The sequence below is a fragment of the Streptomyces sp. NPDC042364 genome (assembly GCF_056437585.1).
Genome location: NZ_JBWKAJ010000017.1, coordinates 122212 through 136203 on the forward strand (window position 1 = coordinate 122212; position 13992 = coordinate 136203).

Here is a 13992-nt window from a genome sequence, read left to right on the forward strand (position 1 = left end):
CAAGCGAGGCCGACGCGTTCCGCTATCGCTGCGCCCACTGCTGGTTGGTGCCGCCGTGGCAGGACCAGAGCGTGATCCTGGTGCCGTTGGCGGTACCTGCTGCGTTGGCGTCGAGGCACAGTCCGGACTGGACGCCGGTGATGGTGCCGTTGGGGTTGACGTTCCACTGCTGGTTGTCCTGGCCGTTGCAGTCCCAGATGACGACCGCGGTGCCGTTGGTGGTGCCGCGTCCGCTGGCGTCGAGGCACTTGTCGCCGTTGACGGTCAGTTGTTTGCCGGCGGTGTAGGTCCAGGTCTGGCCGGCCGCGCCGGTGCAGTCCTGGAGCTGGGTCCGGGTGCCGTTGGTGGTGCCGGCGCCGGGGACGGTCAGACAGCGGCCGGACTGCGCACCCACGATCTGCTGAGCCGTCGTCGGCGGTGGGGTGGTGTCCTGCGGTCCGGCGGACGCCATCACGTCCTGGGCACCGGAAGGCCAGTTGCCGTTGGTGACCGTGACATTGCCGGAGACCACGTTGCCGCGGTCCCCGTTGGTCACGTTCGTGCTGCCGTTGGTCGACCAGTTGTCGGTGACGGTCCAGTTCCCCATGTTCTCGCCACCCCAGTAGTTGGCCGTCGCCCACGTACCGGTGTTCGAGAAGACATTGTTGGTGGCCTTGTAGTACTTCGAGCCCTCGTCGAAGTACACCCCGAAGTGTCCGTTGGTCCGCAGGCAGTAGTTCCGGTTGATCAGCGCGCTCGGGTTCCATCCGAGCGTGTAGATACAGCCACCGTCGTTCATCTGCTGCATGACGTCGTGGATGTAGTTGCCGATGAGCCGGTTGTTGGACGCGGTGGTCGGCGTCGTGTAGCGCGGCTGGTAGTTGTACAGGCCGCGGTTGGCATAGTGGTTGCTGCCGCCCGCGTCGTTGGCACCCCAGCCGAACCCGATCGACATGCCGGAGTACGGCATGTTGTAGACCTCGTTCCGGGCGACGGTGCTGTTGGTGACGTACGTGGTCAGGACGGAGACGACACCCCGGTAGTCCGCCCCGAGGTCGTGGATGCGGTTGTTGCTGATCGTGATGTCCCTGTTGACCATGCGCTGGTCGCCGGGGTGGTGGGCGTCGGCGCGCACACCGCCCACGAGGATGCCGCCGGCTGAACTCCGGGCGATCTCCGACCGGGTCACCGTGATGTTGGCGGCGCCCAGACCGACGCCGCTGGCGTGGGCGCCCGCGTCGTTGCCGATGCCGATGGCCGTCTGGCCCAGGTTGACGAACCGGGAGTCGCTGAAGGTGATGGTGTCGGCGGCGGAGACCTGCACGGCGGCCGGCATCTGCGACCAGTGCGGCCGGGCGGCCTCGAACTGCGTGCAGCCGTTGTGGCAGGAGTCGAAGCCCGGCCAGCTCCAGTTGCCGGCGAGGTAGGCGCCGGTCTGCTGGTCCACGTAACCCTGGTTGCTGCTGGGGCCCAGCCAGCTCGTACCGGTGAAGGTGATCCCGCTGAACGTGATGTGGTGCACAGGCTCGCTGTACGTGCCCCCGACGTTCACCAGCGACTGCAACGTCGGCAGTTCCACGCCGACGGTGCTCATGTTCTGCCCGGCCCGGGGGATGTAGTACAAGGCTCCGGCCCTGGGGTTGAGGTACCACTCGCCGGGCGAGTCCAGGAACTCGTACGCGTTGGACAGGTAGAACGGACCGGCCCGGTGTGGCCGCATGAGGGTGTCGTAGCCGAAGTTGTTGTTGTTCCACGCCGGCTGCTGCATCGTGATGAAGTTCGCGCTGATGCTCTGCACCGGCGAGTACCGGTCGGTGAAGGAGTTGACGCCCTCCACCTCGATCCGGCTCTGGTCGGCCAGGTTGTTCAGATAGCTCAGCGCACCGCCCGAGAACCTCAATCCTGCGCTGGAGGCCGTGAAATCGGTTCTGTTCACCTGGGTGCGTGCCCGGGTGGCGACGGCGCCGTCGACATAGAGCTGCCGGGCATCGAGACCGGCGGGCACGTCGGCCTTCCAGATGTTCTTGGCCGCGTCGGCCACCGACCAGCCGGTGACCGCCCGGGCACCGGTGATCACCGGACGCGCCGCCGGGGCGGCCTGCCACACGACCGTGTGACCGCCCGAGCCGGAGTCCTCCGCCGTCAGCCGGAAGGGCTGGGAAAGTCGGTACACACCGTCGGCCAACTGCACCACGATGTCGTCCGACATGGCGTCGTTGAGCGAGCGCACCGCCGCCTGCGCGGCTGTCAGTGAGCACGGCCGCGCGCTGGAACAGTCAGTGCCGGTGCCGGACGGCGAGACGTACACAGTGCGGGGAGCTGCGGATGCGGGCGAGGGGAACGCCATCACGGCGGTCGCGGTCAAACCGGCTGTGGCGGCTCCGGCCAGAAGCCGCCTTCGTATCGTCAGAGTGGTGAACACGTTTTCTCCTTGTGGCGGTTCCCGGGCGCAAGGGGACGACGGCGCGACCGGGCTGCTCGGCGTGCGGGGATGAGGGCTCGCGGAGGGGACACGATGGTCGGGCGTGGGCGTCGCGCTTCGCTCGGTGCCGGCCGCCGTACTGCCGGCGAGCTGTACGGCGGCCGGTGCGCGGACCGGTCGGACCGGTCGGACGGCAGGACGGCGGTCCCCCGTGGGCCGATGCATATGACGTATGACGTCGGTCGGAAACCAAAGCGACCCCTTTCACCCGGTCAAAGAGGCGTTTTCCAGCCCGCGGAGGACAGTGCGGAGGTAGGACAGCCCGTTACGGGCGAGGGAGTCCTGCGACGGGGCGAGCGGCCGCCAGATCGAGGCCGCGGTGGCGATGGCCTCGTTCTGCGCGGTGAACGACTCGATGCACAGCGCGCCGCCGTAGCCGGTCGTGGCCAGGCCGGCGAGGAAGCGTGGCCAGTCGAAGTGATCGGCGCCCGGGGTGCCGCGGTCGGTTCCGCTGACCTGGACGTGCTTGATGTGCGGACCGGCCGTGACGAGCGCCTCGCAGGGGTCGGCCTCCTCGATGTTCATGTGATAGGTGTCGATCATGAGACCGACGTTCGCGGGCAGGCCGTCGATCAGCTCCACCGCCTGCTCGACCGTGTTGACGACGCTCGTCTCATAGCGGTTGAGGGCCTCCACGCCGATGCTCACGCCACGCTCCCCCGCGTGGTCGGCCACGGGCCGCAGAGCGCGCCGGACGTCCGCGTAGCAGGCCGCGCGCTCAGGCGATGACATCCGCCAGGTCCGCCCCACCGCGGCGTAGACCGGGCCGCCGACGCAGGGAGCGCCGACGGCCACCGCATGGTCAACACACGTTCTCAGGTACGCCACGGTGGAGGCGACGACCTCCGGTGGGGCGTTCACGAGGTCACGTCCGGGCGAGGTGACCGCACAGACGCCGGCCGCGCGCAGGCCGTACGCCGCCAGCAGGTCCCGGGTGCGGGCCGGGTCCCAGTCGCCGGGTCGCTCGATCGGCAGCTCGACCGCGTCGAAACCGAACGCGGCGATCCGCGGCACCAGTTCGGCCATGGCCTCGTCGTCGACCGGCGAGGCCCAGACCCACGGGTTGACACCGATGCTGTACACCGGACTACTTCCAGCGCTTCGGGTAACCGGGCAGGTCGGTGCAGCCGCACATCGCGTAGTGCAGCGGCGGCATGGTGGGGTCGACGTACTCGTCCAGGTTGTCCTGGGTGATGGTGGGCTGTGGCAGCTTCCACGGGTTCGGCACCTGCTCGCCGTCGAGGATCTTCAGCGCGGCGATGATCGGGGTGCGCCACTGGTAGGTGGGGTAGGTCGGGGCGATCGCCGTGAGCTTCTTGTCCTTCCACAGCTTCAGGAAGTCCAGCTGGTCCTCGCCGTTGATCGGCGGCACGGGCTTGCCGGCGTCCTCGAACGCCTCGACCGCCGCGCCCGCGACCGCCCCGGCGTCCATCCAGACGCCGTCGATCGTGCCGTACCGCTGGATGTAGTCGTTGACGATCTTCTTCGTCCTGGCCGGGTCGCCGTCGGTGAACTCGACGCCGACGACGTCGACGCCCGCCTTGTCGAAGGCGACCTTCGCCGCGGACCAGCGGGTCTCCAGCACGTCGACGCCGGGCAGGATACGCAGCGCGAGCACCTTGCCGCCCCGCTTCATCTTCCGGGTGACGAACTCCGCCGCGACATGGCCGAATCCGTAGCCGCCGATCGGGTTGATGAAGGTCACCGGGCAGGTCGTGTCGACGCCGCGGTCGAAGACGATGACCGGCAGGCCCTTTTCGCAGGCGGCCTTCACGGCCGGGGTGAGCGTCGCGGTGGTGTTCGGCGAGACGATGAGCGCGTGGCAGCCCTTGCCGAGGAGGTCGTTGATGTCGGCGATCTGCTTCTGGTCCTTGCCTTCGGCGTCGACGTGGACGAACTCGGAGATCCGGCCGCGGTGGGTGTCGACCTCGGCCTGCATGGTCTTGAAACCGACCTGGCGCCAGGGGTTGTTCAGCCCCGCGTTGGAGAAGCAGATCCTGTGCGGTCCGGGCTTCTTGTACTTCGCGGTCTTCACCATCGCCGGGTCGAGCGCCTGCTCCCAGGGCTTGCCGGCCGGCCCCGTGGGCGCGGCGTCCAGGAGGGCGAGCTGCTCCTCGTAGTCGGCCCGCACGAAGAACTTCGACTGCTTGCCGGTGCCCGATCCGCTGCCCGCGGAGGGCGAACGCGATGCGCCGGTGGTGGGTTCGTCGGTGGCGCAGCCGGCCAGCACCAGTAAGGTGCTCACGGCCAGCGCCGTCATGGAATGCCTCACTGGATCCCCTTTATCGGGACGGGAAACGGAAGGACGCCGCCGCCACGGCGATCAGAATGATCGCGCCCTGGACGGTCGGTCTGAGGGCGCCGGAGACGCCGTAGAAGTTCATGAGCGTGAAGAGCGTCTCGAGGGTCAGCGCGCCCAGCATCGCGCCGACGACCGAACCGCGGCCCCCGCCCAGAGCGACACCGCCGAGGACCGCCGCGGTGATCGCGCCGAACTCCAGGCCGGCACCGGCCTGGAACGACACTCCGCTGTACCCGCCGATGAGGACCGCCGCGAGCGTGGCGGCGAGCCCGCTGAGGACGAACGCCATGGTCTTGGCGCGCCACACGCGCACGCCGCTCAGCTCGGCGGTCCGCGGGTTGCCGCCGACGGCGACCAGGGTGCGGCCGAAGTCCGAACGTGTCAGCACCAGCGCCAGAGCGGCCGCCGCCAGCAGGACGACCAGGGCGTACGGGATCCGGCCCAGGCCGGGCACGTCCTCGAACGCCGACCGGCCGAGCCGGCGGAACCCCTCGGAGAGGCCGCCCTTCGGGGCACCGTCGGACCACAGGTACACGGCGCCGACGAGGATCAGGAACATCCCGAGGGTCGTGATGAACGACGGCACCCGCAGCCGCGTGGTGACCAGCCCGTTGACGAGGCCGACGGCGACGCCGAACGCGAGCAGGAGCACCACGACGGGCCAGCCGGCCGACGCGTCGCCGTCGATCAGCCGGGCGGCCACGACCACCTGCGCGGTGACCAGAGAGCCGACGGACAGGTCCAGCTCGCCGGAGACGATCACGAAGTACTGGCCGGCGGCGAGCAGGACGACCGGCGCCGAGCGGCCGAGGAACGACATCAGCGACGGCGGCGAGAGGAAGTCCGGCTGACGGGCGGTCAGCAGAACCAGCAGCACCGCCAGGATCACGATGATCGGTGCGAGACCGCCGGAGCGGAACGTGAGGAGCCGCTGTGGGCGCGCGATCCGCATGCTATGACGCCCTTCGCATCGCCCGGCGGGCATGGACGGCGACCGCCGCGATGATGATCACGCCACGGATCACCTGCTTGAAGAACACGTCGACTTCCAGCTGGTTGAAGATGGCGTCGATGCTCGCGAGCAGCAGCACGCCGCCGACCGTGCCGACGACGCCGCCGCGTCCGCCGGCCAGGGCGGTGCCGCCGAGCACCACCGCGGCGATCGACTCCAGGTCGTACAGTCCCTCGGTGCCCACCCTCGGCGCGCCGGAGCCGAGCCGACTGGCGAGGTAGACCCCGGCGAGGCCGGCGCAGAGGGCGCACAGCACATGGGCGGTGACGAGGACCCGGCTGGTGCGCACGCCGGAGAGCCGGGCGACCTCCGGGTCACCGCCCACGGCGATCAGGTGGTGGCCGAAGCGGGTGCGCGTCAGCACGAACCAGGCCGCGACGGCTACGGCGAGCAGCAGCAGGAACGACAGTGGCACCGGGCCGATGCGCTGGTACCCCAGGCCCTGCACCAGGGTGGGTGCGGTCTTGCCGGCCGGGCCGTCGTATCCGTTGTCGAGGTATCCCTTGAGCAGCAGTCCGACGCCGACGGTCGCGATGAAGGGGTTGATCCGTGCCATGGTGACGAGCACGCCGTTGACGAGGCCGATCGTGGCGCTGACGGCGAGCGTCAGACCGATCGCCGGCAGCAGCGCGGCGTCGTCACCGGCCATGGTCTCGGCGGCGACCAGGGTGCTCAGGCTGACCGTGTACGCCACGGACAGGTCCAGCGAGCCCCCGACGATGACCAGGGTCTGGCCGACCGCGACGAGGCCCAGACCGGCGGCGACGTGCAGCAGGCTCACCGTCGTCGGCAGGCTGAACAGCCGGCCGCCGTCGACCGTGACGATGAGCCAGCCGATCGCCAGGGTGAGGACCAGGGCGACGAACACGCCGGGCGGGGTCCGCCGGGCCGGCAGGGACGGCGTGGCGCTCATCCGGCCGCCTCCCCCACGGTGCCGACCGCGAGGGCGATGACTTCCTCCTCCGTCGCGCCGGCGGGTAGCTCACCGGCGATCCGGCCGTCGCGCATGACGACGATCCGGTCGCTCATGCCGAGCAGTTCGGGCAGCTCGGACGAGACCATCAGCACGGCGGCGCCGTCGCGGGCCAGCCGGCGGACGAGGTCGTGGATCGCCGACTTGGCGCCCACGTCGATGCCCCGGGTCGGCTCGTCGAAGAGCAGGATCCTCGGGGCGAGCGCGAGCCACCTGGCCAGCACGACCTTCTGCTGGTTGCCCCCGGACAGGAAACGGATCTCCTGGTCCTCCCCCGCGGCGCGAAGCTCGACGGCCGCGAGCAGTTCCCGGACCCGTGCGGTCCGAGCACCGCGTCCGCCCCGGGCCGGGCGGGCGGCGCGGACGGCGCGGACGGCGCGGACGGCGCGGACGGCGCGGACGGCCAACAGCGCGTTGTCGAGCACCGACTGCTCGGCGACGATCCCCTCGCCCTTGCGGTCCTCGGACACGTAGGCGATACCGGCCCGCATCGCGGCGCGGGGCGAGCGCATCCGGACCGGAGCTCCGTCGACGGTCACCCGGCCGGTGGTGAACGGTGCGGCGCCGAACAGTGCGCGGGCCAGCGCCGACCGGCCGGAGCCCTGCAGGCCGCCGACGCCGAGCACCTCGCCGGCGCGCAGCCGCAGGTCGATGCCGCGCAGCTTGCGGTTGCCTCCGCCGCGGACGGTCAGCCGCACCGGGCCCAGCTCCTGCGGCCTCGCCGGGTCGGGGTAGTAGCTCGACAGCTCACGGCCGACCATGTGGCGCACCAGCTGATCGGCGCTGGTGTCCGCGGTGTCCAACGTGGCCACCGCCCGGCCGTCCTTGAGCACGGTGATCCGGCTGGACAGGTCGAAGACCTCCTTGAGGCGGTGCGAGACGTACAGCACGCCCATCCCGTGCTCATGAAGCCGCCGTACGAGCCCGTAGAGCTGGTCGACCTCGTGGTCGGCGAGAGCCGCGGTGGGCTCGTCCATGATGAGCAGCCGCGCGTCGAGGGCGAGCGCCTTGACGATCTCGACCACCTGTTGTTGCGCCACGCCGAGTCGTCCCACGCGTGTGTCGGGCGGTAACGAGCCCTCCCCGATCGAGGCGAGGAGCCCCGCGGTGCGGTTGAGCATCGCTCCGCGGTCGACGAGCCCGCGGCGCAGGGGCTCGCGGCCCAGCCAGACGTTCTCCGCGACGGTGCGCTCGGGCAGTAGCGTCAACTCCTGGTGGATGATGCCGATACCGGCCTGTTGGGCCTCACGCGGGCTGCGGAACGTCCGCGGCGCGCCGGCGAACTCCACCGTTCCCTCGTCGGGCTGGTGGACGCCGGACACCACCCTCATGAGCGTGGACTTGCCGGCGCCGTTCTCGCCGACGACCGCGTGCACCTCGCCCGGCCGGACCTGGAGGTCGACGTCATCGAGCACCCGCACGCCGAGGAACGATTTGCCGATGCCTCGCAGAGCGAGCAGCGGCGACGGCAGCAGGCCAGACATCGTGGGACCCTCTACATTCGCGTCGTCAGCAGGATTGCGTCACCGATAGCTGAAGCGTTCGTTCGGGTACGGCCGGCATGGATGGACAGATCCCGCCCGCGAGCTGTCGTCGAAAAAGCCGCGAACTTTCGCCGGACGCGATGGCGACATCGCGGCCCCGAGGGTAAATGCCTCGATGAGTGCCTGGCAATACATCGACCGGCGATAAGTCGACGGCGATCGGCACACCGAAATCTGTTATCGAATCGGCCCGTCCACAGTCGCGCACCGCACCACGGAGATTGATTAGCAGAATGTGTTATGGAATCGGCCCGACGACAGTCGCACACCGAACCACGAAGATTTCTGCGCAAAACATGTTATGGAATCGGCCGCACCCGATCCATATTGACTGTTGCGATACGCCGCTGCATGCTGGCCGGCAGACCACGGGAGACGGTCGCGTCCGGTGTGACGCCCTATCTCTTCCGTAGGGACTTGACTGCCCGTCACGGCGGACGGGATGACGAGCTGACGGCATACGCGTGCCTACGACGCGCTTCTGCACTCCGGCGCATCGGAGGTGCGGCCGACGCGTGCCCGTGGTCATGCCATCGTTGCTCCGCCGAATAGGAGACGGCATGCGTCGCATCACATTAATCTTCGGGGCGATCGCGAGCGTGCTCCTGTCGCTCGTCATCGCCCAACCGGCGTCAGCGGCGCCGGCCTTCCGAGCCCTGGTCTTCACGAAGACGGCCGGCTACCGGCACGATTCGATCCCGGCCGGCCTCGCGATGTTCCGGGAGCAGGCGGCGGCCAACAACTTCGAGTTGGTCCACAGCGAGGACTCAAGCGTTTTCACCCCGGCGAATCTCGCCACCTTCGACGTGCTCATCATGTTCCAGACCTCGGGAATGGTGTGGACCACGGCGTCCCAACGTCAGGCGGTGGAGGGCTACCTCGCCGGCGGCAAGGGCATCGTCGCGATCCACAACGCCACGGACATGGGCATCGAGAACGAGTACCCGTGGTGGGACCAGACCGTCAACGGCGGGGCGCACATGCCGGAGCACTCCCCCGGCGTGCTGTCCGGCACCGCGATCGTCGCGGACAGGAAGCACCCGTCGACGGCCGGCCTTCCGGACCGCTGGAACCGCAGCGAGGAGTGGTACAACTTCGACCGCAACCCCCGCGGCGACGTCCATGTCCTGGTCACCGCGGACGAGCGCACGTACAACCCCGGCCCTCGCGCCATGGGGCCGGACCACCCCATCTCCTGGTGCCGCAACACCGGGGGCGGCCGCGTGTGGGCCACCGGCATGGGGCACTCCAGCGCGGCCTACAGCGAGACCCATTTCCGCAGCCACGTCCTCGGGGGCGTCAAGTGGGCGGCCGGCAAGGAGCCCGGCGACTGCGGCGGCACCGTGTGGGGCAACTTCGAGAAGCGCACCCTCGACGACAACACCGCGGACCCGATGGCCCTCGCGGTCGCCCCGGACGGGCGGGTGCTCTACGTCCAGCGGGGCGGGCAGCTGAAGATCTTCAAACCGACCACCAACAGGACCGTGACAGCCGCCACGCTCAGCGTCTACACCGGCGGCGAGGACGGCCTCACCGGACTGGCGCTCGACCCCGACTTCGCCGACAACGGCTACGTGTACCTGTATCACTCCCCGGCCGGAGTCCCGAACGACATCAACCGGGTCTCCCGGTTCACGCTCACCGGCGACACCCTGAACATGTCGAGCCAGGTGACGATCATCGACATCCCCGCGACCCGTGACCGCACGTTCGCCGAGCCCGGGCACACGGGCGGCTACATCGAGTTCGGCCCCGACAAGAACCTCTACATCGGCACCGGGGACGACGTCCCACCGAACCTCGACCCCAACTGGCAGGGCTACGCCCCGCTGGACTGGCGGCAGGGCAAGGCCGACCTCGACGCCGCCCGCACCGCCGGCAACACCAACGACCTGCGGGGCAAGCTCCTGCGCATCCGGCCGTCGGCCGACGGCGGCTACACCGTCCCGGCCGGCAACCTCTACCCGCAGGGCACGGCGCAGACCCGGCCGGAGATCTACGCGATGGGCTTCCGCAACCCGTTCCGCTTCTCGATCGACCCGGAGAACGGGTGGGTCTACCTCGCCGACTACGGCCCGGACCGGAACCCGCCCACCACCAACCGCGGCCCCGAAGGGCTCGTCGAGCTCAATGTCATCAAGGCCCCGGGCAACTACGGCTGGCCGTTCTGCCACGGCGACAACCAGGCCTACGCGCCCTACAACCCGAGCACCGGCGTCGTCGGCGCCAAGTTCAACTGCAACGCGCCGGTCAACAACTCGCCGAACAACACCGGCCTGACCAGCCTGAAGCCGATCGTCGCGCCGAACATGTGGTACGGCTACGGCGTCTCACCGAACTTCCCCGAGCTCGGCTCCGGCGGCTCGGGGCCGATGGGCGGACCGGTCTACCGCTACGACGCCGCGAACCCGTCCGAGACGAAGTTCCCGCCCTACTACGACGGGGTCCACTTCTTCTACGAGTGGTCGCGCCACGCCGTCAAGGAGGTCCACTTCGACTCCGCGACCGCGGTCACCCGGACCAACCCCTTCCTGCCCGGCGCCAAGTTCCTCAAGCCGATGGACATGGAGTTCGGGCCCGACGGCTCGCTGTACCTGCTCGAATGGGGCAACAACTTCTCCGGTGGCAACAACGACTCGGGTCTCTACCGCATCGACTACAACCACGGCGGGCGGTCGCCGATCGCCAAGGCCACCGGAACACCCACCAACGGGGACGCGCCACTGAACGTGCAGTTCAGCAGCGCGGGGTCCACGGACCCGGATCCCGGCAGCACGCTCAACCACCACTGGACGTTCGGCGACGGCACCACGTCCACGGCGGCCAACCCGTCACACACCTACACCGCCAACGGCAACTACACCGCCCAGCTCAAGGTCACCGACAACACCGGCAAGACGGCGTTCGCCAACGTGCCGATCACCGTGGGCAACACCGCACCGACCGTCACCCTCACCCTTCCGTCCAACGGCGGCATGCTGGACTTCGGCGACCGCGTCCCGTACAAGGTGTCCGTCTCGGACCCCGGGGGCGCGCCCGTCGACTGCGCCAAGGTGTTCGTCAACCCCGCCCTCGGCCACGACGACCACCAGCACGAGACCACGGACCATCCGGGGTGCTCGGGCACCATCGACACGTCGCTGCTGGGCGGGCACCCCGACGGCGCCAACCTGTACTACGTCCTCAACGCCCGCTACACCGACGACGGCGGCCCCGGCGGTGCGAGCCCGCTCACCGGCTACGCCCAGGTGATCCTCCAGCCCAAGCACAAGCAGGCCGAGTTCTACACGGACCAGTCGGGTGTGCAGATCGTCGAGCAGGCCGGCGCGGAGAGCGGCAAGCGGGTCGGCAACATCTCCGACGGCGACTGGATCGCGTTCAAACCCATGAGCCTGTCGGGCGTCACGAGCGTGCGCTACCGCCTGTCGTCGCCGAGCGGCGGCGGATCGATCGAACTGCGCGCCGACTCCCCGACCGGCACGCTCCTGGCCACGACACCTGTGCCCGGCACCGGCGGCTGGAACACCTACCAGTCCACGTCGGCGGTGAACACAGCCGATCTCTCCGGCTCACACCCGCTCTACCTGGTGTTCAAGGGCACCTCGAACAACTGGTTCGACCTCGACTCGCTCACCTTCGGCGGCAACGGGGTCGGCGAACCGGGCAGCGGCGGCGGCGGCGTCGCCGGTCGGACCTGGACGGTCGCGGCGCAGCACAGCGGTAAGTTCATGGACGTCAACGGCGCGTCGACCGCTGACGGCGCCCAGGTCGTCCAGTGGCCGGGCACCGGCGCCGGCAACCAGAAGTGGCAGGCCGTCGACGCCGGTGGCGGCGCCGTCCACCTGAAGGCGGCGCACAGCGACAAGTGCCTCGCCGTCACGGGCGGGTCGACCGCCCAGGGCGCGTTCCTTCAGCAGGCCACCTGCGACAACGGCAACCCGCAGAAGTTCCTCGTCACCCCGTCGGCCACGGCGGGCGTGTACACGATGAAGAGCGTCCCCAGTGGACTGTGCGTCGACGTCAACGGCGGCTCGACGGCCGACGGCGCACGACTCCTGCAGTGGAGCTGCCACAGCGGCACCAACCAGCAGTGGCGGTTCACCGCCGTATAGCCCGTCCGGTGGATGCCCGGCGCGGTCGCGCGCCGGGCATCCCTTCCTACGACCAGGTGAGGAACCGCCATGGTGTTACGCATACCTCGGCCCCGCCGGTACGGACGTCTGTCCGCGCTGGGCGCCGCCCTGGTGCTTGTCGCCGTCGGCGCCACCGCGGTGGCGGCACCGATCGAGCCCGGGCAGAGCGCCCCCATCGTGGGCGCGCAGTCCGGCCGCTGTCTGACCGTCCCCGGCGCCGGCACCACCAACGGCACCCGGACCCAGCTCCAGGACTGCACCGGCGCGGCCGGCCAGACCTGGACCTACACCGCCGGCAAACAACTGACCGTCAACGGCGACAAGTGCCTCGACGCCAGCGGACGCGGCACCACCAACGGCACCGCGGTCGTCATCTGGGACTGCAACGGCCAGAACAACCAACAGTGGAACGTCAACCCCAACGGCACCATCACCGGCGTCCAGTCCGGACTGTGCCTCGACGCCAACGCCGGCGGCACCGCCAACGGCACCAGGACCATCCTCTGGTCCTGCCACAGCGGCGCCAACCAGCAGTGGAGCTCACCGACCCCGCCGCCGGACCCGCCGGACCCGCCGCTGCCGGGCGGCGCGGGCACGTGCGACATCTACGCCTCGGGCGGCACCCCCTGCGTCGCCGCCCACAGCACCGTACGAGCGCTCTACGGCACCTACAACGGCAACCTCTACCAGGTCCGGCGCTCGTCCGACGGCGCCACCCGGAACATCGGCGTCCGGAGCACGGGGGGCGCCGCCGACGCGGCGACGCAGGACTCGTTCTGCGCGGGGACCGCCTGTGTCATCACCGTCGTCTACGACCAGTCCGGCCGCGGGAACGACCTGTGGTACCAGGGTTCGAGTGTGGTTCCCGGCTCCCCCCAGAGCCGTCCGGCGACCGCGACGTCGGAGTCGCTGACGGTCGGCGGCAGCAAGGCCTACTCGCTCTACATCAACCCCGGCAACAGCTACTGGCGGGACGGCCACCTGACCGGCGTGCCGACCGGCAGCGCCCCCGAAGGCATGTACATGGTGACCAGCGGCACCCATGTCAACGGCGGCTGCTGCTTCGACTACGGCAACAGTGAGACGACCCGAGCGGCCGACGCGGCCGGGGCGATGGACGCGATCAATTTCAGCACCCAGTGCTGGTTCGGCGGGTGCGCCGGCAGAGGTCCCTGGGTCCAGGCCGACCTCGAATGGGGCCTCTACTCCGGTGGAAGTCAGAGCTGGAACACGAACCAGCGGGCCTTCACCAGCAAGTTCGTGACGGCGATGTTGAAGAACAACGGGACGAGCCGTTTCGCGCTCAGGGGTGCCGACGCCCAGACCGGAAGCCTGACCACGCTGTGGGACGGCGCGCTGCCGCCCGGCTACAGCCCCATGAAGAAGCAGGGCGCCATCATCCTCGGCAGCGGTGGTGACTGCTGCAAGCCCGGCGGCGGCGCGAACCTCAGCGCCGGCACCTTCTACGAGGGCGCGATGGTGTCCGGCTACCCGTCCGACGCAACCGACAACGCGGTACAGGCCAACATCGTCGCCGCCGGCTACCGCTGAGTCGCCCATCCATGAA

Annotated in this window: 8 protein-coding genes and 1 pseudogene; 2 read left to right on the plus strand and 7 right to left on the minus strand. The window is 69.6% G+C overall.

Features of this window, described 5'->3' with window-relative positions; translation table 11 throughout:
• Positions 1-22: 22 nt before the first annotated feature.
• The 7 genes and pseudogenes from AC067N_RS28835 to AC067N_RS28865 all read right to left on the minus strand — a co-directional run.
• Positions 23-2326: a ricin-type beta-trefoil lectin domain protein gene (locus AC067N_RS28835; protein ID WP_478681833.1), complete on the minus strand. Its 2304-nt coding sequence runs from the start codon at positions 2324-2326 to the stop codon at positions 23-25.
• Positions 2327-2665: 339 nt separating this feature from the next.
• Entirely contained in the window at positions 2666-3544 is an 879-nt protein-coding gene (locus AC067N_RS28840) for a sugar phosphate isomerase/epimerase family protein (RefSeq protein ID WP_478681800.1), read from the minus strand.
• A gap of 4 nt (positions 3545-3548) precedes the next feature.
• Positions 3549-4721, minus strand: coding sequence for a substrate-binding domain-containing protein (locus AC067N_RS28845; protein ID WP_478681801.1), 1173 nt, complete (start codon positions 4719-4721; stop codon positions 3549-3551).
• A gap of 22 nt (positions 4722-4743) precedes the next feature.
• Positions 4744-5715, minus strand: coding sequence for an ABC transporter permease (locus tag AC067N_RS28850; protein ID WP_478681802.1), 972 nt, complete (start codon positions 5713-5715; stop codon positions 4744-4746).
• A gap of 1 nt (position 5716) precedes the next feature.
• Positions 5717-6688, minus strand: coding sequence for an ABC transporter permease (locus AC067N_RS28855; protein ID WP_478681803.1), 972 nt, complete (start codon positions 6686-6688; stop codon positions 5717-5719).
• A complete protein-coding gene (locus AC067N_RS28860; RefSeq protein ID WP_478681834.1) occupies positions 6685-7725 on the minus strand; it encodes a sugar ABC transporter ATP-binding protein in 1041 nt (346 codons plus the stop codon). The genes AC067N_RS28855 and AC067N_RS28860 overlap by 4 nt, the downstream gene beginning before the upstream one ends.
• Before the next feature lie 42 nt (positions 7726-7767).
• Positions 7768-8145: pseudogene (locus tag AC067N_RS28865) on the minus strand (ATP-binding cassette domain-containing protein); the annotation flags it as partial.
• A gap of 707 nt (positions 8146-8852) precedes the next feature.
• Here AC067N_RS28865 and AC067N_RS28870 point away from each other — a divergent pair.
• Entirely contained in the window at positions 8853-12404 is a 3552-nt protein-coding gene (locus AC067N_RS28870) for a ThuA domain-containing protein (protein WP_478681804.1), read from the plus strand.
• Between the two features lie 69 nt (positions 12405-12473).
• Positions 12474-13976, plus strand: a complete 1503-nt coding sequence (locus AC067N_RS28875; RefSeq protein ID WP_478681805.1) for an arabinofuranosidase catalytic domain-containing protein — start codon at positions 12474-12476, stop codon at positions 13974-13976.
• The last annotated feature ends 16 nt before the right edge of the window (positions 13977-13992 follow it).